24 protein-coding genes are annotated in these 24,747 nt (G+C 64.0%); 10 read left to right on the top strand and 14 right to left on the bottom strand.

Annotated elements, in window-relative coordinates:
- Positions 1-138: 138 nt before the first annotated feature.
- Both ACSF9G_RS04380 and ACSF9G_RS04375 read right to left on the bottom strand, forming a co-directional pair.
- Positions 139-573, bottom strand: a complete 435-nt coding sequence (locus ACSF9G_RS04380) for a YqaA family protein (RefSeq protein WP_436638777.1) — start codon at positions 571-573, stop codon at positions 139-141.
- 262 nt (positions 574-835) lie between these two features.
- On the bottom strand, positions 836-1,924 hold the full coding sequence (locus ACSF9G_RS04375) for a linear amide C-N hydrolase (RefSeq protein ID WP_436638775.1): 1,089 nt from the start codon (positions 1,922-1,924) through the stop codon (positions 836-838).
- Positions 1,925-2,258: 334 nt separating this feature from the next.
- On the opposite strand from ACSF9G_RS04375, the gene ACSF9G_RS04370 reads away from it, so the two are divergent.
- The gene (locus ACSF9G_RS04370) at positions 2,259-3,476 is read left to right on the top strand and encodes an amidase family protein (protein ID WP_436638773.1); all 1,218 of its coding nucleotides are present in this window, start codon (positions 2,259-2,261) and stop codon (positions 3,474-3,476) included.
- Between the two features lie 199 nt (positions 3,477-3,675).
- Here the strand turns inward: ACSF9G_RS04370 and ACSF9G_RS04365 are convergent, their stop codons facing one another.
- Both ACSF9G_RS04365 and ACSF9G_RS04360 read right to left on the bottom strand, forming a co-directional pair.
- Positions 3,676-4,374 carry a DUF899 domain-containing protein gene (locus ACSF9G_RS04365; RefSeq protein ID WP_436638771.1) on the bottom strand — a complete coding sequence of 233 codons (699 nt, stop codon included), beginning with the start codon at positions 4,372-4,374 and terminating at the stop codon, positions 3,676-3,678.
- Between the two features lie 4 nt (positions 4,375-4,378).
- The gene (locus ACSF9G_RS04360) at positions 4,379-4,666 is read right to left on the bottom strand and encodes a hypothetical protein (protein ID WP_436638769.1); all 288 of its coding nucleotides are present in this window, start codon (positions 4,664-4,666) and stop codon (positions 4,379-4,381) included.
- Positions 4,667-4,759: 93 nt separating this feature from the next.
- Here ACSF9G_RS04360 and ACSF9G_RS04355 point away from each other — a divergent pair, with 93 nt between their 5' ends.
- From ACSF9G_RS04355 to ACSF9G_RS04345, 3 genes are all read left to right on the top strand, one after another.
- On the top strand, positions 4,760-5,977 hold the full coding sequence (locus ACSF9G_RS04355) for a Fic family protein (RefSeq protein ID WP_436638767.1): 1,218 nt from the start codon (positions 4,760-4,762) through the stop codon (positions 5,975-5,977).
- A 9-nt stretch (positions 5,978-5,986) separates the two neighbouring features.
- Positions 5,987-6,637 (top strand): NHL repeat-containing protein, encoded by a 651-nt coding sequence (locus tag ACSF9G_RS04350; protein ID WP_436638765.1) that lies wholly within the window; start codon positions 5,987-5,989, stop codon positions 6,635-6,637.
- Between the two features lie 337 nt (positions 6,638-6,974).
- The gene (locus ACSF9G_RS04345; protein WP_436638763.1) at positions 6,975-7,295 is read left to right on the top strand and encodes a 2Fe-2S iron-sulfur cluster-binding protein; all 321 of its coding nucleotides are present in this window, start codon (positions 6,975-6,977) and stop codon (positions 7,293-7,295) included.
- Positions 7,296-7,298: 3 nt separating this feature from the next.
- Here the strand turns inward: ACSF9G_RS04345 and ACSF9G_RS04340 are convergent, their stop codons facing one another.
- Positions 7,299-7,910: a TetR/AcrR family transcriptional regulator gene (locus tag ACSF9G_RS04340; protein ID WP_436638761.1), complete on the bottom strand. Its 612-nt coding sequence runs from the start codon at positions 7,908-7,910 to the stop codon at positions 7,299-7,301.
- Positions 7,911-8,066: 156 nt separating this feature from the next.
- On the opposite strand from ACSF9G_RS04340, the gene ACSF9G_RS04335 reads away from it, so the two are divergent.
- Positions 8,067-9,011 (top strand): zinc-dependent alcohol dehydrogenase family protein, encoded by a 945-nt coding sequence (locus tag ACSF9G_RS04335; RefSeq protein ID WP_436638759.1) that lies wholly within the window; start codon positions 8,067-8,069, stop codon positions 9,009-9,011.
- Positions 9,012-9,017: 6 nt separating this feature from the next.
- Here ACSF9G_RS04335 and ACSF9G_RS04330 read toward each other — a convergent pair whose 3' ends face one another.
- From ACSF9G_RS04330 to ACSF9G_RS04315, 4 genes are read right to left on the bottom strand one after another with little or no spacing between them, the layout of a single operon-like run.
- Positions 9,018-9,830: an enoyl-CoA hydratase/isomerase family protein gene (locus ACSF9G_RS04330; RefSeq protein ID WP_436639664.1), complete on the bottom strand. Its 813-nt coding sequence runs from the start codon at positions 9,828-9,830 to the stop codon at positions 9,018-9,020.
- A 5-nt stretch (positions 9,831-9,835) separates the two neighbouring features.
- Positions 9,836-11,458, bottom strand: coding sequence for an AMP-binding protein (locus ACSF9G_RS04325; RefSeq protein ID WP_436638757.1), 1,623 nt, complete (start codon positions 11,456-11,458; stop codon positions 9,836-9,838).
- Entirely contained in the window at positions 11,458-12,678 is a 1,221-nt protein-coding gene (locus tag ACSF9G_RS04320) for a thiolase family protein (RefSeq protein ID WP_436638755.1), read from the bottom strand. The genes ACSF9G_RS04325 and ACSF9G_RS04320 overlap by 1 nt, the downstream gene beginning before the upstream one ends.
- A complete protein-coding gene (locus ACSF9G_RS04315; protein WP_436638753.1) occupies positions 12,675-13,904 on the bottom strand; it encodes a cytochrome P450 in 1,230 nt (409 codons plus the stop codon). The genes ACSF9G_RS04320 and ACSF9G_RS04315 overlap by 4 nt, the downstream gene beginning before the upstream one ends.
- Positions 13,905-14,089: 185 nt before the next feature.
- Here ACSF9G_RS04315 and ACSF9G_RS04310 point away from each other — a divergent pair, with 185 nt between their 5' ends.
- The 4 genes from ACSF9G_RS04310 (at position 14,090) to ACSF9G_RS04295 (ending at position 18,078) form a co-directional block, all read left to right on the top strand.
- Complete coding sequence (locus ACSF9G_RS04310; protein WP_436638751.1) at positions 14,090-15,181, top strand: TRAP transporter substrate-binding protein; 1,092 nt, start codon at positions 14,090-14,092, stop codon at positions 15,179-15,181.
- Between the two features lie 182 nt (positions 15,182-15,363).
- Positions 15,364-15,873, top strand: coding sequence for a TRAP transporter small permease subunit (locus tag ACSF9G_RS04305; RefSeq protein WP_436638749.1), 510 nt, complete (start codon positions 15,364-15,366; stop codon positions 15,871-15,873).
- Positions 15,870-17,462: a TRAP transporter large permease gene (locus ACSF9G_RS04300; protein ID WP_436638747.1), complete on the top strand. Its 1,593-nt coding sequence runs from the start codon at positions 15,870-15,872 to the stop codon at positions 17,460-17,462. Before ACSF9G_RS04305 ends, ACSF9G_RS04300 begins: the two co-directional genes overlap by 4 nt.
- A gap of 10 nt (positions 17,463-17,472) precedes the next feature.
- The gene (locus tag ACSF9G_RS04295) at positions 17,473-18,078 is read left to right on the top strand and encodes a glutathione S-transferase family protein (RefSeq protein WP_436638745.1); all 606 of its coding nucleotides are present in this window, start codon (positions 17,473-17,475) and stop codon (positions 18,076-18,078) included.
- A gap of 8 nt (positions 18,079-18,086) precedes the next feature.
- On the opposite strand, the gene ACSF9G_RS04290 is transcribed toward ACSF9G_RS04295, so the two are convergent.
- The 5 genes from ACSF9G_RS04290 to dctP all read right to left on the bottom strand — a co-directional run bounded on the left by ACSF9G_RS04290 (position 18,087) and on the right by dctP (position 23,313).
- A complete protein-coding gene (locus tag ACSF9G_RS04290; protein WP_436638743.1) occupies positions 18,087-18,842 on the bottom strand; it encodes an SDR family NAD(P)-dependent oxidoreductase in 756 nt (251 codons plus the stop codon).
- On the bottom strand, positions 18,832-20,415 hold the full coding sequence (locus ACSF9G_RS04285) for a class I adenylate-forming enzyme family protein (RefSeq protein WP_436638741.1): 1,584 nt from the start codon (positions 20,413-20,415) through the stop codon (positions 18,832-18,834). Before ACSF9G_RS04285 ends, ACSF9G_RS04290 begins: the two co-directional genes overlap by 11 nt.
- A gap of 10 nt (positions 20,416-20,425) precedes the next feature.
- Positions 20,426-21,730, bottom strand: coding sequence for a TRAP transporter large permease (locus ACSF9G_RS04280; RefSeq protein ID WP_436638739.1), 1,305 nt, complete (start codon positions 21,728-21,730; stop codon positions 20,426-20,428).
- Positions 21,727-22,212 (bottom strand): TRAP transporter small permease, encoded by a 486-nt coding sequence (locus ACSF9G_RS04275; protein ID WP_436638737.1) that lies wholly within the window; start codon positions 22,210-22,212, stop codon positions 21,727-21,729. The genes ACSF9G_RS04280 and ACSF9G_RS04275 overlap by 4 nt, the downstream gene beginning before the upstream one ends.
- A 69-nt stretch (positions 22,213-22,281) precedes the next feature.
- Entirely contained in the window at positions 22,282-23,313 is a 1,032-nt protein-coding gene (gene dctP / locus ACSF9G_RS04270) for a TRAP transporter substrate-binding protein DctP (protein WP_436638735.1), read from the bottom strand.
- A gap of 174 nt (positions 23,314-23,487) precedes the next feature.
- On the opposite strand from dctP, the gene ACSF9G_RS04265 reads away from it, so the two are divergent.
- On the top strand, positions 23,488-24,744 hold the full coding sequence (locus ACSF9G_RS04265) for a thiolase family protein (RefSeq protein ID WP_436638733.1): 1,257 nt from the start codon (positions 23,488-23,490) through the stop codon (positions 24,742-24,744).
- Positions 24,745-24,747: the final 3 nt, after the last annotated feature.

The following is a 24,747-nucleotide window of genomic DNA, read 5'->3' as shown; positions in this document are numbered from 1 at the left end:
CTTCCATAATCTTTTGAAATATACGGGGTACTCTCAGGTCGGACTTTCCGCCTTAGAATTTCCGATTCAGACGGCCCTTGGGTATGTGCCGACAGACCCGGCACATCCTGTTGCGCGTTCCCGATGGTGCGACCCCCCTCAGAGCAGCCCCAGCGTTATCGCCGCCAGGGCGCAATAGCGTCCGGCCTTGGCGATCGTCACCAGCAGCAGGAAGCTCCATAACGGCTCGCGCAACACGCCGGCGGCCACGGTGAGGGCATCGCCGCCGACGGGCGCCCAGCTCAGAAGCAGGCTCCAGCGGCCCCATCTGCTGTACCAGCCGGAGGCCCGGGCCAGCGCCGCGGCCGAGACGGGAAACCAGCGGCGGTCCCTGAACCGCTCCACCCCGCGCCCGAGCGCCCAGTTGACGACCGCTCCCAGCGTGTTGCCGAGGGTGGCCACGACGATCAGGAGGACGACGGGATATCCGGCAAGCTGAAGCCCGACCAGCGCGGCCTCCGACTGCGCCGGCAGGATCGTGGCGGCGACGAAGGCCACGGCGAACAGCCCGGCCAGGGGGACCAGATCCTCCATGCTTTCACTCAGCGCCTGCGAGGCCAAACAAGGGGCATGTCGCCGATAGGGTTGCGTTGCCCGCGCTGGACAGTCTCGACGGTGGCCAGACGCAAGGCGTCAGCGTCCTTAGGCTTCGAGCGCGCGTCCGTCAAACGGCGGCTGCCGCCGAACGTTTCGGGTCAGTGGATGGCGTCGGACCGAGACTGTCCGGTGAACGCCGGGAGCGTACCGCCCCGGACCGCGTGAGCATCCCGGGGCGGCCAGACTTGGGGCTGCCGTCCTACTTGAACTCGGACGAAATGTCCTCGAACGACTGCGACCACTTCTTCGAGTCGATATGAACAACCTTGCCGTCCGCGGCCGCCAGCGCCGCCTTGACATCCACCACGCGAAGGTTCTGGGCGTCGTAGGTCTTGACGGTCCAGGTTCCGTTGGTCAGGTCGGCGACGGCCGTCCATTGCGTGTAGTCGGGAGCAACCTTGCCGTTTTCCTCACCGCGTACCGCGCCGTAAGGAATGTCGAAGTTGTTGAGGATGTGAAAGGCCTGCTCCAGCACCTCGGCGCCCGTCTCGACCGGGATCGCCGACTGAGAAAACACCGCAGCCCGCACGAAACGCGACGGCGGGGTGAAGTCGCCCGGCAGTCCGTGCATGCCGGCGCCCTGGCCGGCCGCCTGCAGTTCGACGCCGTCCAGCTTCACCGGCGGAACGTTGAGGGTCGACAGGTTGACGAAGTTGGAGAGGTTCGTCATGTGCCAGTCGTAGGTGGGCGAGTTGGTGATGACGCCGAGCGGCGCATCGAAGATCTTGAGGGTCTTGTCGGTCGGCTCGATGACGATGGCATTGCCGGTCTTGTCGACAACGCGGACGTGCATCGGGATGACCTCTCCCATCTGCTCGAACTCGGCGGCCACCAGCACGATGTCGTCAAAGTGCGCCTTCACCTCGTCGATCGTGGCGAAATTGGCGAGCAACCACGTGGCGTACTGCTGTGGCGCGAGCGCCTTGGCGCGGTTGTCATCGCCCAGGTCAGGGTAGCTTGCATATCCGGGGAAGTAGAACAGCCCGACATAAAGGCCTTCCTCGTTGATCGCGTCAACGAAGTTGGTCGTGTCGTAGGCGGTCATGCCGGTGATGCCGTATTTCGTCTTGTAGGTCAGGCCGCCGGACTCCGCCGGCAGCTCGGGCTTGATCTGCGTCCCGCTCGGAACGGCGGTGACGTACCAATCGACCGGTGTACCGAACTCCAATGTCCGGCCGGCAACTTCCGTACCATCCTTCGCGGTCAGCTTGATCCCGGTGCAGGCGTTGGCAACGGGGGCAAAAGCAAGCGAACCTGCGAGAACTAAAGCTGTAAGGGATCGAATCATGAAGGCTCCTGTCTTGTGTCCAGTGCGCTCCGGCGAAGCGATTGCGACGCGGCTTCTCGGGCCTGCGTGCCGCCGTAGGTATCGTTCGCCCCATGCCGACGGCGCAAAAAAAGCGATTACACACAGGACGTTAATGAAATGTGCGGCAGGTCGCGGAGCTCTTGCTTTACCCTGAAGCACGTCCAGCTAGTTGCGGAGCGGAGTATAGTCCTCGACGTGAAGGACGTCGGTGGTCTTCATGGGCGAATGGCCCCTTACGCATTCCGTCTGATCGTTCCTGGTGATAGTCGCATCAGGCGCATCGGCATCGAATTTCGCACGCCCCGGAGACATCATGCCCCAGTCATTCCCCGTCGATCCGTCCGGCTCTCTCGTCGCGCGGCTGGACCTCCCGCCGCTGGGAACCGGGCCGCTCGACGGGACAACGTTCACCGTCAAGGACAACATCGACATTGCGGGGCACAGGACCTCCTATGGCAGCCCGGCCTGGCGCGACGCGCATCCGGCTCCGACGTACAACGCGCTGTGCGTCGACCAGATGCTCGCCGCGGGCGCGCGCTGCGTCGGCAAGGTCGTGGCGGACGAGTTCACCTACAGCCTCGACGGGGAGAGCCCGTTCTTCGGAACACCGCGCAATGCGAAAGCCCCGGACCGCATCCCCGGCGGATCGTCGAGCGGGTCGGCGGCCTCCGTCGCCAACGGCATCGCGGATTTTTCGATCGGGACGGATTCGGGCGGATCCGTCCGCGTGCCCGCGAGCCTGTGCGGGCTCTGGGGCATGCGGCCCTCGCTGCATCGCATCTCCGAGGCCGGGGTGCTGCCCTTCATGCCGAGCGTGAGCACTGTAGGCGTCGTGGCCGCGTGCTTCGCCCATCTCGATGCGGCGATCCGCGTCGCCCTGCGCAGCGGTCCGACGCCGCAGGCTTCCTTGCAGCGGATTCTGGTGCTGAGCGATGCGCTCGAGATCGCCGATGACACGGTGCGGCGCCACGCGGATGCGGCACTGGAGGAGATCGCGCGCCGAACGGGCCTCCCGCTGGAGCCGATCCGTTTCTCGCAGATCGTCGGCGAGGACGTCCCGCTCAGCGATTGCAACACTCAGGCGCTGCGCATCATGCAGACGGCCGAGTTCCAGAGCACGGTGGGCAACTGGATCGAAGCCTGCACGCCGGAACTCGGCTTCCCCTTTTCCATGGCCTACGGCAATGTCCTGGCGTTCGACCGGATCGCCGCGCTGGACGGGTTGGCGCGCTGCGAGCGGTTCTTCGAGAGCATCAACGCCTGCCTTTCGCCCGGGACCGTGATCTGTTTTCCGACAACGCCGGTCATCGCGCCGTTGAAAGGCTCGCTCAACACGATGGACGCGGTGGTGGACTACTACGATCGCACGATGACGATCACCGCGTTTTCCGGCGTCGGCCGCCTGCCGGAAGTCTCCGTGCCGTTGCTGACGGTCGACGGGTGCCCCGTCGGCCTGTCCTTTGCGGCGGCTCACTATCAGGACGAGTTCCTGCTGCGCGCCGTCAGCGAAATGACAGGGCAGCCTTCCTGAGCATCCACCAAAGCGGGATCAAAGGCTTCTCGCATAAGAGGTGGCGCTGAAACTCGGGGGCAATGCCGGGCGTCGTATCGCGTTCTGTCGCGAGCATGTCGACATCTTTGCGGAATTCGACGCCGATCGGTGCTGATGCGGTTGGCCGTTTCCCGCACAGGGCCCCGCCCGACGGTGTCGAGCGGGGCCGGCACGGACGTCAGCTTGCATATTCGTCGTGGAGCCTGACCCAGCTCATGGTGCCGGTCTCGTTGCGGCCCTTGGGCGCGAGGTCGAGCCAGTTGAAGGCGCCTATGAGCAGCTCGGCGCCGCGGTGGTAGGTCGAATAGGTGTGGAAGATGTCGCCGGTCTCGCCCGTCGCGAAGACGCTGACCCCGAACATGTCCGGCGAATTCGCGATGGTCGTCCTGCCGTAGTTGTAGAGCGCGCGGCCGGCGGCGCGGTCTTCCGGTGTGAACGACACGCCGAAATCGTAGTTGAAGTCGCAGTGTTGCGAGGACACCCAGGTGGCGGCCCAGCCCATCCGGCGTTTCACCTCTGCGATGTGGCCGATCGGCGCGCGGGCGACCGCGGCGAAGGCGAGGTCCGCGTGCTCGAAGTGCTGCCGCGCCGTATCGACATGGTCCATGATAAAGGAGCAGCCCGAGCAGACGTCGGGCGAGCCTGGCGTCAGCATGAAATGGTAGATGGCGAGCTGGCTGCGGCCGTCGAACAGGTCTGCCAACGGAACCGGGCCGTCGGGGCCCTCGAAGACATACTCTTTCTCGATCTTGACCCAGGGCAGCTGCCGGCGCTCGACGCGCAGCGCGTCGAGCGCGTGGGTCATGTCGCGCTCCTTCTCCAGGAGCGCCCTGCGGGCCGCGAGCCATTCCTCGCGCGAAACAACCGAATGTTTCATGGGATCAGTCTCCTCTAACGTGGTCTTGGGAACATTGGTGCCGGTGGCCTGAAGCAAGCCTCAGCCAGGGCGCCAGGTGGAAAAGGCTCATCAGCAGGTACATGACGGCCATGCCGCCGATCGATGGTGGGGTTGGCGCGGAAAAACAGATCGAGGCCTGGGATGCCTTGCTTGCCGAAACCCAGGCCATCAACGCGAAGGTCGGGAAGGCGGCCAGGCCGAGCAGGCCTGCGGCGTCGCCAGCGCGCCGGACGCCGGCAACGCGTGTTTTCGCAATCGACGATGCGGTCATTTCCGTTCCTCCGATCCTCTAGCCGGTGCCGTATAGTCAGGGTGTAGGGCAGGCGGGGAACCGCGCGGGAGTTACAAGTGTGACGGGATTTGAATGGACTCCCTGATCGTGGCTGCGGCGCGCGCGCTTTCGCTGGGCGATCCGCTGGCCGCGCTGAAGCGGGTCGGCCTGCGCGACGACGCCCCGGCGCTTGCCCTGCGCGGGATCGCGATGGCGCAGCTCGGCGACCCCGGGCGCGCCAGGGCGCTGTTGCGCAGCGCCGCGCGCGCCTTTGGTTCGAGGGAGCCGATGGCCCGCGCGCGGTGCGCCGTCGCGGAGGCCGAGATCGCGCTGGTCTCGCGCGACCTCGGTTGGCCTATGGATGCTCTCGACGCGGCGCGGGCGGTGCTGGACGCATCGGGCGATCGCGTGAACGCCGAGCATGCCCGTTATCTCGGCGCCCGGCGGCTCTTGCTGATCGGCCAGCTCGACGAGGCCGAGCGGCGGCTCGATGGTCTCGACGCCGGGGCGCTGCGGCCATCGTCCAGGGCCGGCTACTGGCTCGTTGCCGCCGGCATCGCGATGCGCCGCGTGCGGACGAAACCCGCGCGCGCCGCGCTGGACCGGGCCGCACAGGCCGCGCGCGACGCGGGGATCCCCGCGCTGATCGCCGAGGTGGAGCAGACCGTACGCGCCTTCGAGGCGCCGGCCGCTCGTCTCGTCTCGCAGGACAGCGAGCGCCTGCTCGGGCTGGGCGCGGTCGAGGCTCTGCTCGCGTCGGACGCGCTCATCGTCGATGCGTGCCGCAATGTGGTCCGGCGGGGATCGGACCGCGTATCGCTCGCCAGCCGCCCCGTCCTGTTCGCGCTTCTTCGCGCCCTGGCGGAGGCCTGGCCCGGCGATGCTCCGCGCGAAACGCTGCTGCGGCGGGCCTTCGGCGCCCGGCACGCCGACGACTCGCATCGCGCGCGGCTCCGCGTCGAAATCGCCCGGCTCCGTGTGGCGATCCGGCCGCTGGCCGGTCTGAACGCGACGAAGCGGGGCTTCGCGCTGCAACCCGTCGCGGAAACCGTCGCGGTGCTGGCGCCTCCCGTCGAGAGCGACCATGCGCAGGTGCTGGCCTTGCTTGCCGACGGGGAGGCGTGGTCGAGTTCCGCGCTTGCCCTGGCGCTCGGGGTGAGCCCGCGCACCGTGCAGCGCGCGCTCGACGCGTTGGCGGGTGCCGGCCAGGTCGAATCGTTCGGCCGCGGGCGGGCGCGTCGCTGGACGGCACCGCAGATCCCCGGTTTCCCGACAAGTTTGTTGCTCCCGGCATCGACCTTCAATGGCTAGACTGGCGACATGAAAAAGATCGCGGCAGACATTCTTCGTGAATACGGTCCCTTCCCCGGCGTCGACGGGGTGAACGGGGTCAGTTTCGATGGACGACGGGTCTGGTTCGCCAGCGGGGACACGCTGAGCGCCTTCGATCCGGACAATGGAGAAACGCTGAGGACGCTCGACGTCGCCTCAGATGCCGGGACGGCATTCGATGGTACGTACCTGTACCAGATCGCGGAAGCCGTCATCCGGAAGATCGACCCGGAGACGGGCGACATCCTCCATACGATTCCGGCCCCCGGAAACGGCGGGGATTCCGGGCTTGCCTGGGCGGAGGGGACGCTTTGGGTCGGCGAGCACCGCAGCTGCCGGATCCATCAGGTCGATCCGGAAACGGGAGCGGTCCTGCGCTCCATCGAATCTGACCGGTTCGTCACCGGCGTAACCTGGGTGGACGGCGAGCTTTGGCACGGCACCTGGCAGGACAACGAGAGCGATATCCGCCGTATCGATCCGCAGACGGGCGAGGTGCTCCTGAGCGTCGAGATGCCTTCCGGAGACGGCGTCTCCGGCCTCGAATCCGATGGCGGCGACCGCTTCTTCTGCGGTGGCGGCGACCGCGCAGTAGTGAGAGCGGTCCGCAGGCCGCGAACGGCCGACGCGGAAGGCTGACCGCGAAGGGCCGGTGTTGTACCGCCGGCCAGCGGATGGTCGTCGTTTGCGCTGTGCCCCGCCAGATCGAGGCGCGGGGAAAGGGTAAATCAGACGTCCTTCGTCAGCCCCTTGTGGACGGGAAGGCGGATTTCAGGTCGAGACAAGGATGTCGCCGGCCGAGGTGATCTCTGGGCCGCATCGGGCCTGATCATCGGACAAGACCTCCTGATAACTCGGTTCGCGGAAGCGTCGTCGCGCTTGCGATCCGGCTGTGGACAGAGGTGGCGAGCCATCCTTGACTCGGCGTGCCCGAATATATAACAAACGATTGTTTGGTATAAATAGGATCTATTAGATGCGCTTATCGTTTATCGAAGCCGACGGACAGAAACTTACTGTCGACGCTCAGCCGGGCGAAAGCGTCATGCAGGCTGCCGTCCGCAACGGCATCGAGGGTATCGTCGGAGAATGCGGAGGGTCTCTGAGCTGTGCGACCTGCCACGTCTACGTCCGCGCGCCTGACGGCACGAATGAGCAGCTGGTGGACGAAATGGAAGACGCGATGCTCGACGGTGCGGCCAGCGAACGACGCCCCAACAGTCGCCTCTGCTGCCAGATCACGGTCACAGAGGACCTTTCGGAGTGGGGCTTCGAAATACCGGAAACGCAATACTGACCGTCAATGACGGTCTTCGAACGCATAGCGGAACACGGTCACGATCTGGTGGGCGATATCTGACGGGTTCGCACCCTTGCCGGATTCGTACCAGGTGGGCGTCCAGTTCAATGCGCCGAAAAGATGAAGGCGGAGGAGGCGCCGGTCGATCTCATCGGGAAGGGGCAATGCGTCCACGAGAGCGCGGAAGACCGCCTCGTAGCTGCGCCGCTCGGCGTGGATGGCTGCGCTGATCTCGTGACCATCGCCGAGGAATTCCGGCGACACGATGGCAACAAGGTTTCCAGCTTGAAGCAGTCCCTCGAGATGGGCCCGAGATGCCGCTTCGAGCCGGTCCCAGGGGTCTTCAACGCCTTCGAGGGCGTTGGCGACGCGGTGGGCCATCTCGGATACGACGCGCTCATGCAACGCAAGGAAAAGAGCTTCCTTCGAGGGGAAATGATAATACAGCGATCCCGGAAGCATCCCCACGGCAGACGCGATGTCGCGCATGGATGTGCCCTCGTATCCTTTGGCGGCCATCAGCTCTCCGGCACGCTCCAGAACATCTTCACGCCGGTTCACATGGGCCTGGGAGCCTTGGCGCTGGGCGCTTTTCTTTGACTGTTTTGCCATGACTGCACCATCTCCGGCGGAACCATAAAACGCCGACCGTGGTAACACAGCTTACTGTAATGGCAAACTATCGTTTGCTTCCATTTCCAGCAGGGGCACAGGGGTAACCGCATGCCTGAAACGTATCACGCCATCGAGGTTGACCCGGCTCGTGACATGGTGGCCGAACTCACGACCCGCCACGACGATGGCGCCCTGAAGTCGGGGCAGGTGCGGATCGACGTGCTTGCGGCGACGATCAATCCGGCCGATCTGCTGACATTGGAAGGGCGCTATGGCGTCAAGCCGAAGCGCAGATATGTGCCGGGTTCGGAATGCGTCGGCATCGTGTCGGCGGTCGCGGACGATGTGGCGAGCTGCGCGGTGGGCGATCTCGTCATTCCTATGGGGCTCGGCGCCTGGCGCGAGCGGATCGTATGCGATGCGCGCTCGCTGATCGTGCTTCCCGAGGGAACCGACATCGATCAGGCGGCCATGCTGAAGGCAAATCCGGCGACAGCCCTGGTCATGCTGGAGGAGATGGTCGCGCTTTCAGACGGGGACTGGGTGTTGCTCAATGCCGCGAATTCCGCCGTCGGCCAGAATGTGATCAAGCTAGCGAAAGCGCGCGGCCTGCGCACCGCAGCCGTCGTGAGGCGGCAGCAAGCGGCCGAAACCGTCAGAGCACTCGGTTGTGACCTTGCGATCGTCAACGACGGGACGACGTCTTTTCAATTGCCGCAGGGCGGGAATGTCCGCCTGGCGCTCGATGCGATCGGCGGACGCCATACGGCCCGTCTTGGCGCGGCGGTGGCCGATGGGGGCACTATCGTCACGTATGGTCTGCTCTCGAGTGAAGCCCCGCAGATCGATGCGCATGACCTCGTCTTTCGAAACGTCTCGCTGCGGGGGTTCTGGCTGGCGCGGTGGTTCACGGAAAGCACGCCGACGCACGTGAACTCCGTCTATTCCAGGCTGGTCGGCCTCTTGGGGAAGGGAGAGGTCGGCGCGCGGGTCGAGGCCCGCTACCCGCTGCAGGAATTCGAAAAGGCGCTCGCGCACGCGGCTTCCTCGCGCGACGGCAAGATCCTGTTGACGAGCCGACGCTATCAGGACCTCTGATTTTCGCTACGGATTGCGAATGTCGTTCGAACCGGCGTTCATCCGGGCCATCAGCTCGATTGCCTCGTCGGTGACCATCAGATCGCAAAACAGCGTTCGTTCGGCCGCCATCGCCGCTTCATCGAGGCCGGACATGCGTACGAGCTGCTTGATGTGACCGACCGCCCTCGCGGGCTTGTCCGCGATCGTTCGAGCCAAGGCCATCGCTTCCGTAAGCACGGGCGCGTCGACGCAGCGGTTGACGATGCCGAGTGCCGCGGCCTGTTGCGGCGTTACCGTCGCTCCGCAGAGCATGAGCTCCAGGGCGCGCGCCGGGCCGATCAGCCGGGATAGCCGTTGCGTTCCGCCGGCGCCCGGCAGGATGCCCAGGTTCACCTCCGGCAGGCCGATCGGGTAGCTGCCCGACTGCGCGAGGCGGATATCGCAGGCAAGGCACAGTTCGAACCCGCCGCCCATGGCTGTTCCGTTTATGGCGGCGATGAAGGGAAGCCTGCTTTCCTCCATCCTCCGCATCAGGGCGTGTAGTTGTGGTTCAGGGACGGGCCGGTCGAGAGAGAACTGCTTGCCGCGCGCCTTCAGAGCGCGCGATCTCGCCTCGAGCACACGCACATCGAAATGCCGGATGAAGACATCGTCCTGTCCGCCGGTCAGGACACAGGCGCGTACGCTTTCATCGCTATCGATGCGGTCCATGGCGGCGGCGAGATCGCTCACCGTCCCCTCGTCCATAAATCCTTCGGGGGGACTGGAGAACCGCACGATGGCGATTTGGTTTTCAATGAAGAGCTCGGCGCGTCCGCGGGAGGTTTCGCTGGCCATGAGGGTCACGATGCCTTCTTTCTGAAACCGGCCTTCACGTCACGAAGATCGATCGCGCTCCGGTCGCGCCGGGGGTCTTCGCCGGCAGGGTAGAGCCTGTGTTTCTGCACCTTCTGCGTGCCAGTGACCGGCAATTCTTCGCGGAATGCTATCCATCCTGGAACCTTATAGTAGGCGAGGCTCTCGCGGACACCGTTCAGGATGGCGCGTGCGGTTTCCGCGTTCGCGGAAAAGCCGTCCGCGGCGACGACGCAGGCGAAAACCTCCTCGTCCCGCATCTCGTCGGCCACGGCAATGACGGCGACCTGTTTGACTTCGGCGCAATCGATCAGCGCGTTCTCGACTTCCGCCGCCGAAATGTTCTCGCCGGACCGGCGTATTATGTTCTTGTTGCGCTCGACGAAGCAGAGCATGTCGTCTTCGCCCTGGGTTACGACGTCTCCGGTGTAGAACCAGCCGTCGCGCCAGGCCGATTCAGTGGCCGCGTCGTCGTCCAGGTAGCCTCGGAAGAAGCCTCGTCGGGGAGCTGTGGCACAGGCGCGGACGATGAGTTCGCCAGGCGTGCCGCGCGGGACCTCGCGGCCGTGCCCATCCACGACCATCGCCTCCAAATGCCCCGGGATCGGACGGCCGAATGCACGCGTGCCGATCTGGCGTGGTTCATGGCAGTCTGCCAGGAAGCGCCCGGTTTCAGACATGCCCCAGACCTCCACCATGGGAACCCCGAACCGCTGCTCGAATGCCCGGTGCAATGTCGGATCAAGGCCGGCGCCGAGCCCGAACCGAAGGCCATGGGACGTGTCGCGCGGCGAGGGCGCGGCCTTCATCAGGATTGGCGGGATGATGCCGAGATAGTGGAAAGCCGTCGCCCGCGTGGCCGCGAGGTCGTCCCACCAGCTTTCGGCATGAAACCGATCCGGAACGATAAGGCACACGCCCTTGATAAGCGCCATGGCGATCGTATTGATGCCGGCGTTGACATGGAAGAAAGGCAGGGGTACGAAAATGCGTTCCTCGCCGGCCCGGACGGTCAGCCGCCCACCGTGATCGGCGTAGCAGTTGCCTGCCGCAAACGCGTACGCATTGTCGATGATGACGCCCTTCGGCCTGGACGTCGTACCGGAGGTGTAGATGATTGCGATGTCGGTGTCGCAATCGGCTTTACCCTCCAGAGCTGGCGGCGGCGCGGGCGGTACGGTGAAGGCCTCGATATCTCCGGCATCGTCGAGAGCGGCAAAGGCGAGCGCGCCGGCCTCGGCAACGCGGTCCCGGTTTGAAGACAGGCCGGCAACCATGTCGCTGCGAGAATGGCTAAGCAGGTAACTCATCTCATGCGTGAGGTAAAACGGGTTCACCGGCACTTGCGCGATGCCCAGGGCGTTGAGTGCGAGGAACTGAGCGACGTGTAGCGGATGGTTGTCGAAGGCAAGAGCCACGCGGTGGCCACGTCCCCAACCCGCCCGGGACCAGATCGCGATGAGTTGGTCGACCAAGCCCTTCATCTGCGAGAAGCTCAGTTCCGCGCCGTGGGGCAGATAGGCGCGTCCTCGACGCGGTGGCACGCAGAGGAACGGCCGATCGCCCCGGCTCCCGGCGGCGATGCGCAACGCTTCGTAAAGCGTTTTCATCAGGCGCGTTCGACCATCATCGCCAGGCCTTGGCCGGCGCCGAGACACATGGACAGGATGGCGATTTTGCCGCCCGTATTCTCCAGGTGCTGGAGTGCGGTCATGCACATGCGGATGCCGGTGACGGCGGGCGGGTGGCCGATGCTGATGCCGCCGCCATAGAGGTTGTGGCGGTCTCGAGGAATTCCGAGTTGGCGTTCCGCGTGTATGTTCACCGCAGCGAAGGCCTCGTTGATCTCGAAATAGTCGATGTCGCCGACGTCACGCCCCGTCTTCTCGAGGAGATTGGCGATTGCCGGCACCGGTCCGTGCCCCATGATGCGCGCCGGCACGCCGACGACCGTCCAGTCCACGATGCGGCCGCGGGGCTTCGCGCCCGCTTCCTCGATGGTGGCGCGCTCTCCCACGAGAACGAAACCAGCGGCATCGTTGACCGTGGATGCGTTGCCGGCGGTGACACGGCCGCCTTCGCGAAAGGCGGGGCGCAGGCTGGCGAGCTTTTGCGGCGTCGCGTCGGCGCGCAGGCACTCGTCATGCGCGACGACGCGCGTCTGGCTGCGCTCGCGGACCTCGACCGGCAAAATCTGGCGGGCCAGAAAGCCGTTGTCGCGGGCCGCGATCGCACGTTGCTGGCTCATCGCGCCCCATTCATCCATGGCCGCGCGGTCGTAACCATAGTCGTCGGCCAGGTTCTCGGCGGTCTCCCCCATGTATTCCTGGCTGAACGGACAGCGATATGCCCAGTCGAGCATATCCTCCAGCTCGATGGGCCCGCGTTTGGCGCCTTGGCGCACAACCGATGACGCGTAAGGCACGCGCGAATAGCTTTCCGCGCCTCCGGCCAGCGTGATCGCCGAATGGCCGGAACGTATCTGCTGCTCGGCGGAGATCAGAGCCTGAAGGCCCGATGCGCAGGCACGTACCACCCCCAGCGCTCCGGCCGATTCGGGAAGACCGGACTTCTGCCCCACCACACGCGCCGCAAACAGGCTGTCGCGCCCGGAAGGCACGGTCGTGGCGAAGACGATGTGATCCACGGCCGCCGCGTCCACACCGGCGTCCACCATGCAGCCCTTCGCGGCGTGGGCGGCAAGATCGGTCATTTCGATGCCGCTCAGGGCGCCGCTGAACGCGCCGAACGGGGTGCGCTGTCCGCCTGCGATGACGATATCCGGAGCCTCACGCCGCATGTGTCGCCCTTTCGTCCACTCGTCGCTCATCGGATGATGATCGGCAGGACGCGCGGCCCGCGCATGATGATCGTCGCGTGCCACTCCACGCCCTGTGGCGTAATCCCGATATCCGGAAATTTCTGCGCCAGATGGGCGAAGGCGATTTCCGCCTCCAGCCGCGCGAGGGCGGCCCCCATGCAAAAATGCGGACCGAACCCGAAGGTGAGGTGACGGTTCGGCTTGCGCTGTATGTCGAAGCGCTGCGGCTCGTCGAAGACGTCCGGATCCTGGTTGGCCGCGTTGATCATCGCGAAGACGCGGTCGTCCGGCCGCAACGATTTGCCGTGCAGGATGTGCTCGCGCGCGACGACACGCGCCATGGACCCTGAAGGCCCGTCGAGCCGGAGGCACTCTTCGACCGCCTGCCGCGATAGGGACGGATCCTCGGCCAAGGTCCTCCAGGCCGCGGGATTCGCGATGAACTTGGACAGTCCGCCGGCCAGCAGGTTGGTCGTGGTTTCGTGTCCCCCGAACATCACCAGCATGCATGCCGCGACGAGTTCGTCCTCGGTCATCTCTTCGTCCGCTTCGCGCGCGGCGATGAATGCCGAGATCAGGTCATCGCGCGGCTCCCTGCGGCGCTCGGCGATCAGCGCGCGGAAGAATTCGGCCATCTCATGCGCGCCTTCCGCGGCGCGCTCATACTTGTCCGGCGCGTTGCGCGCGGATCCGATGAAGAGCTGCATTCGATCGGAGCAGGACTTGAGCCTTTGCATGTTCTCGCGGGGCACGCCGAGCAGGTTCATGATCACGAGACCTGGAAGCTGCATGGCGAACCGGTCGACGAAATCGAACTCCTCTCCGCGCGGCAGGGCATCGCTCAGTTCCTCACACAACTCCGTAATGCCAGGCTTCAGTGCCTGAACAGCGCGAACGGTGAACGCGCGCGACATGAGCTGGCGCAGCCGTGTGTGCTCCGGCGGATCACGAAAGACCAGCCACAGGGTCAGATACCGCATCAGCTCCGCCAGCACGGAGCGCTCGTTGTCCGGCAAGGATTCATAGAAGGGACGAATCCGATCCACCGACATGTCCGACGACGAGAGGCAGTTGCGGACATCCTCATAGCGCGTGAGGATCCACGCCTTCAGGCGCGGGCTCCAGTGCGCAGGGTCATCGCGCTGCAAGGCTAGCAAGGTCGAATACGGGTCGCGGACAAAGTCGCTCGAAGCCGGGTTGAAGTCGATCGGCTCTGTCGATGCCGTCAATGCCATTGATGGTCCTCCAGACGTCGCAGGGCAGGCACCCTGACGCACGAGTCGACGATTGCGAATTACCAAGCAATCGTTTGCTTGACTATCTCATTGGCTCTTGTCAATGTCCAGCAGCCAACGGCTTCTTCGATCTTGTTGTTGCGGGAGGGCAGGGGGCGGGCGGCAAGAAACCGGGAGGAGGCAACATGATCTGGAACCGTAGGAAATTTCTCACGGCCGCCGCGGCGGCAGCGCCTGTTGCGCTGACCGCGCCCGCGATCGCACAGGGCAAGCGTACCCTGCAGATGGTCATGAGCTGGCCGCACGATTTTCCGGGGCTTGCGTCGATCGCCTACAATTTCCGAGACATCGTCAACGAACTGACCGACGGGCAGCTGACGGTGAACGTTGCCGCGGCGGGCGAGCTTGTTGCGGCCTTCGAAGTGTTCGATGCGGTCGGGTCAGGCGCTGCGGACTGCTATCACTCGACGCCCGTTTACCTGACGGGCCAGTGGCAGCCTTCCGTGTTCTTCGCTCAGGTGCCATTCGGCCTTACCGCGGTCGAGCACCTTGGCTGGATGTATCATGGCGGGGGGCAGGCGCTGCAGCAGAAGCACTTCCGCGACCTATTCAATATCCTGCCCTTCACGGCTGGTCAGACCGGCCTGCAGATGGCGGGCTGGTTCAACAAGGAAGTGAACAACCTCGACGACTTCCGTGGCCTCACGATTCGATTGCCGGGCCTTGGCGGCGAGGTGATGCGGCGCCTGGGGGCCAACGCCGTGCTGATCCCGGTGCAGGAAATTTTCCCCGCCCTCCAAGCGGGGACGATCGATGCGACGGAGTTGCAGGGGCCCTGGTTGGACAGCGTCAACGGGTTACATCAGTACACAAAGTTCTACTATGCGCCAGGATGGCAGGAAGTGAACTCGGCTGGCGAAATCGGGCTGAACGCCGACGTTTGGGATAGCCTGTCACCACAGCATCAGGCAGCGGTGCACCGCGCCATCGAAGCGACCAACGCAATCAATACCGGTGAGTGGGCCTACTACAATGCAGAGTTCTTCCGGACATTGATCGAGGACCACAACGTGGATGTTCGTTCGTTCCCGGAAGACGTCATCGACGCTCTGGCGACCACCTCGGCCGAGGTCGTCGCGGAGCTGGCGACCGTCGACGAGCGCGGCAAGGAAGTCTACGACAGCTACATGGCCTATTTCCCAAAGGCTCTGGAATATTCGGTCAAGACCGAGGTCCCATTCTATCAGGCGCGTGCCAGGCAGTTGGCGGCGCTCTAGCCTTCGCAGCCCCTGATGCCACTGACCCAATGATGGGGGACTGGACCGGCGAAAGCTGAACAGACGGCGACGCAGGCCAGACCCATGTGACCCAGACGCATGTGACGAGGTGTGTTGCATGGCGCAACCCACCCCGTCACGGGCCATCGCGGAGGTTGGCGCATGTTCCATGGGACCATGCAATGAGTTTCGTCATATCGATTGCATCGCGTATCGCGATCTGGTCCGGAAAGCTGGCGGCATTGGCAATCATACCGTTGCTTCTGCTCGTCTTCGCCAACGCCGTGCTGCGCTATGTCTTCGGTTATGGATCGGTTTGGCTTTACGAGGCGGTGCTCTACTGCTTCGTGATCGTCATGGCAGGCGTTGCCGGTTGGACGATGGTGCGTGACGAGCACGTGAGGGTCGACATCCTCTATGCGGCCGCGCGTCCCAGGCGCCAGGGCCTCATTGACGTGCTCGGGTGCCTCCTGCTCCTGGTGCCGTTCCTGTGGGTCATGTGGGACCGGACTTTGCCCTATGTCGGGCGCGCCTGGGCGATCGGGGAGCGCTCGATGGAGATTTCGGGCCTGCCGTTTCTGTGGCTTCTCAAGACAATGATGCTGGTCTTCATCGCACTGCTGGCCATCGCCGGCCTGGCTTTCTTTCTTCGTGCCGTCGTGCGGCTATCCGGGCGGCACCCATCAGAATGAACTTCGTCGCAGCGCATCTCGATCTCATCCTTTTCGTCAGCACGATCGCCCTGATGATGTTCGGTTTCCCCGTGGCTTTCACGCTTGCGGGATCCGCGCTCGCCTTTGCCTGGTTGGGCAGCGAACTCGAGGTGTTCCGCTGGGCGCAGCTAAACTTCGTCCCGCAACGTGTCTGGGCCATCCTGACAAACAGCGTGCTGGTCGCGGCGCCGCTCTTCATTTTCATGGGGCTGGTGCTGGAACGGTTCCGTCTGGCCGAGGACATGTTGACGGTAATGGCGCGGCTGTTTGGACAGCGACCAGGCGGTCTGCTCGTTGCGACGACCGTAGTGGGGGCCCTGATGGCAGCTTCGACGGGCATTATTGGCGCCACGGTCGTCACGATGGGCCTGCTTGCGCTGCCTGTCATGCTCAAGCACGGCTACAGCGCGCCCGTCGCATGCGGTGCGATCTGCGCGACCGGAACGCTGGGCCAGATCATCCCCCCGTCGATCGTATTGATCTTTCTCGGGGACTTCATGACGCTGGCCAATCAGCAGGCCAATCTGGCCAGCGGCAACACCACGGGCCGCACGGTGGGCGTTTCGGATCTGTTTGCCGGGGCGCTGCTGCCGGGGCTCGGGCTGGTCGGGCTCTATCTGGTGTACCAGTTGTGGATCACTTACCGTCATCCGGAAAAGGCACCGCCCATTCCCAGGCGAGAAGCTGCGGCGGAAGGCTCGGGCGCGGCCCGTGAATCGGACCTCCAGCTTCTTCTGCGTGCCGTTGTCGCGCCGCTGTTTCTGATCGTCGCCGTTCTCGGTTCCATTCTCGGCGGCGTCGCCACACCCACCGAGGCTTCGGGTATCGGTGCGGTCGGTGCGCTGCTGCTTGCCGCGTGGAAGCAGGCACCCGGCTTGCGCCATCTGCTCGCTGCCGGCCTGGTTTCCGCTTTCGCCGTCGTTCTGATGCTTTCGGCGTTCGATATGCGTATCGGCCGTCTTGAGATGAGCGCCTACGAAAAGGGCGCGATTATCGTCGCCGCTGTCCTGCTGCTGATAACGGCAGCCGCCATCGTCGCGAGCCTGATCGTCACCTGGCGTTCGGGCGCGCTCATGGAGGTCACATTCTCGTCCGGACGCATCACCGCGATGATATTCACGGTCCTGGTGGGCGCGACGCTCTTCACCCTGGTTTTCCGCGGGCTTGGCGGCGAGGAAACGATCAAGCACTTCCTGGAGCAGTTGCCGGGCGGATTGCTCGGCGCGATGCTGTTCACGATGGCGCTGATATTCGTCCTCGGGTTCTTTCTCGATTTCCTCGAGATCATCTTCATCCTGGTCCCGATCCTCTGCCCCATCCTGATCGTCATGGGGGCCGATCCGGTCTGGCTCAGCGTGATGATCGCGATGAACCTGCAGACCTCGTTCTTGACGCCTCCCTTCGGTTTCGCGCTCTTTTATCTGCGCAGTGCGGCTCCGGCCTCCGTATCGACGATGCAGATCTGGCGCGGCGCGATGCCCTATATCGGGCTTCAGGTGTTGGCGCTGGTCGCGCTGGCCTTCGTTCCGTCGCTTGCCACCTGGCTTCCATCGCTGATGGCCCGATAGGGCGGGCGCCGTGAAACTCTTCATCAACACGACATCGCCCTACGCCCGGATCGTGCGCATCGCCATTCTCGAAAAGGGCCTGGACGACCGGATCCGCGAAGACATCATCGATCCATGGGGCAACAGGCCCAACTTCGTCGGCGCCAACTTGCATGAGAGGGTACCAGCCCTGCTGCTTGATGACGGGACGGGCCTGGCGGAAACATCCATCATCCTGCACTACCTGGAGACGATCCGACCGGATCCGACGCTCTATCCGGCATCGGATTACAGGCGGATGATGTCTCTCGCCGGCATCGCCCTTGGTGCCGTCGATGTCATGGCCGCCATCATCATCACCAGAAAGTCGGCGCCGGATTTCGATGCCAATCCGTTGGGCCGGAAGCGGTTTCGCACGGTCGGTTCGGCGTTCGATCAACTGAATGCCACATTGCCGCCGAGGCTCGATGACCAGCTCAACATAGCCTCGATCGCGACGGCGGTCGCCGTCGATTACGCGGTGTTCCGGTTTCGCGAGCGTGATTTTCTGGACAGCCGGCCGGCTTTGCGGCAATGGCGGGAGGATTGCCGGGGACACGGATCCCTCGTCGCGACCATGCCATACCATGCAGAATAACGATCGGATCAAGCGAGACGAACGGCACCGTCCAGCCGGAACGTCGTGCCGTTGACGATCCGATTGGCCACGATGAAGGCCACCATGTCCGCGAACTCTTCGGGATCTCCACCGCGCTTGGGCCACGGTATCCCGTTGACGATCGATTGGCGCATTGCCGGCTCCACCGTCTCGAACATGGGGGTTGAAAAAACGCCCGGTGCCACGGCGGCAACGCGGATGCCATGGCGCGCGAGTTCGCGGGCGGCCGGAAGCGCAAGTCCCATAACGCCGGCCTTGGATGCGGCATAGGCCGCTTGGCCGACCTGGCCTTCATGGCCCGCGATCGAAGCCGTCATCACGACAACGCCGCGTTCGCCATCCTCCATCGCTTCCAGGTCCGCCATGGCGGCCGCGCCCAGCCGCAGGGTGTTGAAGGTTCCGTTGAGGTTGATGTCTATGACGCGCTGAAAATCCGAGAGCGGCATCGGCTTGCGCTCGCGCGAGAGGATTTTCCTCGACGGACCGACGCCGGCGCAAGCCACGCAGGCGCGTAGAGGTCCGAGCGACGTGGCTGCGGCGAAAGCCTGCTCCATCTGCGCGGCATCGGCGACGTCCGCTTCGATCGCAAGCCCGCCAATCTCGTCGGCGATGGCGGCCGCCAGGGCTGGATCCCGATCGACTACGGCTACGCGTGCGCCCTCTCGTGCAAACCGGCGGCATACGGCGGCGCCGAGCCCGGATCCACCTCCGGTGACGAAGGCCGCCTGGCCCTCAAGGCGCATGATGCTGCTCCGCTTCGGCGTCTTGCCAGTAGGGGGCGCGAAGTTGCCGCTTCAGCACCTTTCCCAGCGCGTTGCGCGGGAAGTCATCGCGGAACTCGACCGAGGCCAGCCGCTGGTAGCGAGCCAGGCGTTCGTTGGCCCATTCGCGGATTGCCTCTTCGTTGGCGCTTGCGCCGGTCTTCGGAACCACCAGGGCGAGGCATGTTTCACCCCATTTCTCGTGCGGAATTCCGATCACCGTAACGTCCGAGACGTCAGGATGCTCGCCCACGATCGCCTCGACGTCGGTTGGAAAGACGTTGAAGCCGCCGGATATGATCATGTCCTTCTTGCGGTCGAGAATGGTAAGATAGCCGTCCTCATCGAGCACGCCGACGTCTCCCGACCGGATATAGGTGCGGTCGTGCCCGTCGCGCCAAATCAGGTCCGCTGTGAGCTGGGGCTGGGCGTTGTACTCGCATAGCATTCCCGCCCCGTAGCCGACGATCTCGCCAGGCGTGCCGGGCGGGCATTCCACGCCGTTGTCGTCGATGATCCTCACGTCGAAGCCGATGACCGGCGTGCCGACGGTCTCGAATTTGTGGGCGTGCTCGTGGGGCTTGAGGATTGCCGCGAAGCCCTCCGAAAAACCGTACAACTCGTAAAGGCCCGGCGTGAGACGCGCCAAGACCTTTCGCTTGATATCCCGGCGCAAGGGCGACCCCGCACACAGGACCGTCTGCAGGCTGGATGTATCGGTTGCGTCAAGGCTCGGCTCATCCAGTATCGAGATGAACTGCGATGGAACCATGAAGCTGTGCGTGATGCGTTCTCGCTCCACGATCCGAAGGAATTCCGAGGGGCTGAAACCGGACATCACGTGCAACGTGCCGCCGGCAAAGAGCGTCGGCAGCATCACGATCCAGGTGCCGTTGGAATAGAGCGACGTGGTCGTAAGCGTCCGGCTGGTCGAGCCGATGCCAAGGTCTATTGCATTGGAAAACGCGAAATGGAGCCGTGCCGAATGGGTCTGCACGATCCCCTTGGGAATGCCTGTCGTGCCGGACGAATAGATCACGTTGAAGTCGTCGCCCGGCTCGTGACGGATGCCTGGAAACGCCGTCGATGCATCGGCGGTGTAACTGGTAAGCGCGGTCCAGCTGTCGCCTTCGAACCCTATCGAGACGAAGCGTGAAGGGGCAACGTTGGATAGACGCCCGCGAACGGCGTCTACGCGTTCGGCAAAGCCGGCTGATGCGAACACCATGGAGGCGCGGCTGTCGATGACCAGGCCGGCAAGCTGGTCTGCGGTGAGAAGGCCGGATAGCGGGACCACGCAGGCGCCGGCGCGCACAGCCCCGAACATGACCTCGAGCATCTCGATGGAGTTTTCCATCAGCACAGCGACGCGATCGGCCTTGCCGATGCCATCGGCGATAAGCCGGTTTGCCACACGGCTGACATTGGCGTCGAACGCGCCCCATGTGCGGGTTTCCCCTCCGCAGACGACCGCCGGTCGCGACCGCTTGAAACGCCCATGCTGGGCGATCATGTCGCTGATGTTCACGAATGGCTGGTCCAACAGCGTGGTCATCGAAATCTCCTCACATCTTCGAGGGCAACCAGGTCGACAGTGCGGGAACCGTGATCAGGAGAGCCAGCACGAGACTTTCAATTATGACGAACGGGACGACGCCGCGGAAAAGCTCGATCGCCTTGAGGCGGCCGTCCGCTGCCGCGAGAACGGCAAACAGGTTGAGACCCACCGGCGGCGTGATTGCTGCGATTTCGATCAGCTTCACCACGAGCACCGCATACCAGAACGGGTTTATGTCGAGTGCCTGCGAGATCGGATAGAGGAACGGCACGGCGATCACCAGCAGCGATACGGAATCGATGAACATGCCGAGGACGAGGAACAGCAGGATCGTCACCAGCATGAAGCCCAGCGGGCTCACGTCCATGGCGATGACGACGGTGCGCAGCTCCCCTATGAAGCCGCTGATCACCAGGAACCGACTGAAAATGAGGCCGGCAATTACGATTGCGAAGATGACGGCGGATATGCGCGCCGCCTCGACGAGCGCCTCCCAGAATTGTCCGGGCCGGATGCGCCGCATGACGACCGCGATCGTGAGCGCGCCGGCAGCTCCGACCGCGCCGGCGGCCGACGGCGGATAATAGCCAGCATAGATTCCGCCCATCACGGCGGCCATCAGAAGAACGATGCTCCAGACGCGGGATAGCGCCCGCCCACGCTCGCGCCAGGTCACCTTCAGCGTCGCGGCCGGCGCCCAGTCGGGCCATATGGACAGGCAAACCCAAAGGCCGATCATGTAGGCAAGCGCGGTGATGACACCGGGAATGAGACCCGCGATCAGCAGTTCGCCGACAGGCTGGGTCGTCAGCATCGCGAACAGCACCATCGCGATCGACGGCGGGATCAGGCCCGCGAGCGTGCCGGCCGCTGCGATGCAACCTCCTGCCACCCCACCTTTGTAGCCAAAGCGCAGCATCTCCGGCAAAGCCATGCGCGTGAAAACGCTCGACGCCACGACGGTGGAGCCAGAGGCCGCCGCGAAGCCCGCCTGTGCCACAATCGTCGCCATCAGCAGGCTGCCCTTGAGCCGATTCAGCATCATGTGCGCGGCCGTGTAGAGATCGCTGATGAAGCCGGCACGTCCCGCAATGCCGCCCATCAGCACGAACATCGGCACGACGACAAAGGTGTAGTCGGCCGTCACGGCATAGGGCGTGGTCGTGAAGGTCGTCAGCAGGAAGGTTGTGCCGATGGTAAGCCAGATACCGGCAGCCGCTACGACTGCCATGGCGAAGGCCACGGGCACGCCGGCAAAGAGAAGCATCAGCAGGACGCCGAATGCGAGGAGACCGCTTTCGAGGCCGCTCATGCGTCGCTTTTCCCGGCGGCCGTTGGTGCCTTGCCGAACAGTGCAGTGAAGGACTGGCGTATGGTGACGAGCAAGGCGAGCAGCGCGCCGAAGGCGCAGGCAAGCTTGGCCGGCCAGATCGGGTAGCCGAGGGTTGCCGCCGAGCGCTCCATGATGGCAATGCTGTCACGAGCGAGGCTTGCCGCGCCGTAGAACAGCAGGCCGAAGAAGATCGCTCCGGTGACGGCCACGAGGATGCGCTCGACCTTCTTAAACCCGCGCGGACGCCAAGCCTGGAACAGATCGACGGCGATGTGCTCGTTGTTCCGCTGCACCAGTGGCCATGTGAGAAAGATGGCCGCCGCCGTCATCGTTCCGGACATATCGACCTTGAACGCCAGGTGATAGCCGAAGAGTTCGCCGAGGACGATGTCCGCGACCCCGACAATCATGACAAGGGCAAGCGCGAGTGCGCTGAGACCGACAGTCAGCTTTTCCAACATTTGCGATTCTGCACGTTGCCGGTGGATGTTGGCTGTCGGGCGGCGGCCATACGGGTTCGCACTGGCGGATCAGTCCCGATCGAACGATTGGGCCGCCTCGCGCTGGAAGCCGATGAGCTGGCCGACCGCATCGCCGTGACCGGTGGCTGTCATCCGCTCTTCCCAAACAGCGATCATGTCCGGCGATGCCGCTTCAAAGGCGTCCATGTCGGAAAGCTCGATCAACTTGCCGCCAGCGGCCGTGTAGTCGTCCACGGCCTTCTGCGAAACCTGCTCCAGTGCGTCCTGATCGCGTTCCATCGCCTCTTGCGCGACGTCGGTCATGAGGGTGCGGACCGATTCCGGCCAAGCTTCCCAACTGTTGCGGTTCGCATAGAGCTGGAAGGTCGTGAAGCTGCCGGTGTTGATGTCGGACCAGTACGGTGCGGAGTCTTCCAGATTGGCGAACGTCGCCATCTCGATCGGGCCAAAGTTGCAGTCCAGCGTGCCCCGCAGGAGACCTTCGCGCACTTCCGGTGCCTGGACCATCGTGGGGACCATGCCGTAGCTCTCCATCCAGATCGGCACATAGGCGCCGCCGACCGCGCGTACCTTCAGCCCGCGAAGATCGGCCGTGGTGTTTATCGCCTTGTTGCACTGGAGGGTGTAGGGCGAGGGAACCGTCCATTTGAGGATCTGAAGCCCATTCGCCGCCAACTCTTCCTGGACAGGCTCCGAGGAATACATCTTGCCAGCCAGTGTGTTCGCGGTCGCGGGATTTGCCGAAACGCGATTGAGCAGCCCAGCCGACGAGGCCGTCAGCGGAATCTCCTCGGCATGAACGGCCTGCGCAAAGACGCCGAGGTCGATCGCGCCGCTCGATACCAGAGATTTGATTTCCGTTATGCCGCCGATCTGGCCCGCCCAGAAGATCTCGATCTTGATTTTGCCGCCGCTGCGCTCGGTGACCTGCTCGGCCCACCACTTGTCCCATTCCACACCGGGCCACGTTTCCGGCAGCGGATGCGCGAGGCGAAGGTCAAGATCCGGATACTCCTGCGCGTTCGCTGTTGCCGCCGTGTACGCCAGACAAGCAGTGAGTGCCATTATGTGTAGCTTCATGGTTTCCTCCCCGAACGCGATCAGCGTAGACGCTGCGAAGCCGCTAAACAAACAACTGTTTGCTGAAACGTCAAGCCTTCGTACGGCATATGCCAAACAGTCGTTTGTTTTTTGTTGAGTGGGCCGGGGAAGGGTGGTAGCGTGGCTCGGCTTCGTCGCTGAGGGATGTGTGAATTGCGCAATGTCTTCATAATCGGAACCGCATGCACGACATTCGGCAAGCGGCCGCAGGACTCATTCAAGGACCTGACGCGGGAAGCCTATGAGGACGTGTTGGCCGACGCGGGCATGGAAAGCGGACGAGACATCGATTTCGCGTGGTTCGGCAATTGCGGGATGGGAACATTCGGCCAGCGCAACATTCGCGGCCAAGTGTGCTTCACACCGCTCGTGCGCGATGGTCGGTTCCCCGAGCGCGTGGGGATGATCAACGTGGAGGGCGGCTGCGCCACCGGATCGATGGCGCTCAACGGCGCGTTCAAGGATATCGCCTCCGGCCAGGCGGACCTGTCCTTGGCCATTGGCGTCGAAAAGACCTTTTTTCCAGATGACCCCGAGAAGACCAAAGAGATCTTCGAGGGCGGTATCGACCAGTTCGACACCGAGGAGTGGCAAAGCTACTACACCCGACGTGGTGATGAGGCCGGAAAACCGTTTTCAGCCGGCTCTGGCACGGTCTTCATGGACACCTATGCCATGCAGGCGGCGTGGCATATGAAGCGCTACGGGACGACGCAGCGGCAAATCGCGGTCGCGGCCTCCAAGAACCATCAGCAGGGCTCGCTGAATCCGAAGGCGCAATATCAATTCGAGGTGTCCGTCGAGGACGCGCTCAACGATCGCCCGATCTCGTTTCCGATCACGCGGGCGATGTGCTCGCCTGTTGGAGATGGCGCTGCGGCGGCCCTGGTGTGCTCGGAGGAGTATCTGCGTCAGCTGCCGCCTGACGTGCAGAAAAGGGCGATCCGCATCGCGGCGAGTGTTTTGACCGGCGGCAAATATCGCAGTCCGTCGGAGCCGGGACTATCAAGGATCGCAGCCGAAAAGGCCTATGCGATGTCAGGCCTCAAGCCATCGGACATCGACGTCGCCGAGGTGCACGACGCCACTTCGTTCTGCGAAATCTACCAGTCGGAGATGCTGGGATTTGCCGAGGAAGGGAAGGGCGGTGCCTTCGTGGAGGAAGGGCACTCCGCGCTGGGCGGCCGCCTGCCAATCAACCTGTCGGGCGGGCTCGTTTCGAAAGGGCATCCTGTCGGGGCGACAGGCCTGTCGATGATTTACGAACTTGCGCTGCAGCTCAGGCGGGAGGCCGGCCCCAGGCAGGCCCCCGAAGCCCGCGTCGCGCTTGCGGAAAACGGCGGGGGTGTTATCGGCTTCGATGAGGCCGCTTGCTCGGTCGTTATCCTGGAAGCGCAGTCGCAAGCCTAGACG

Origin of the sequence: Microbaculum mangrovi (genome assembly GCF_051390635.1) — a bacterium.
Lineage (GTDB): Bacteria > Pseudomonadota > Alphaproteobacteria > Rhizobiales > Tepidamorphaceae > Microbaculum.
Note: the sequence above shows the minus strand (reverse complement) of the source record. Positions and strands in the feature narration are given on the sequence as shown.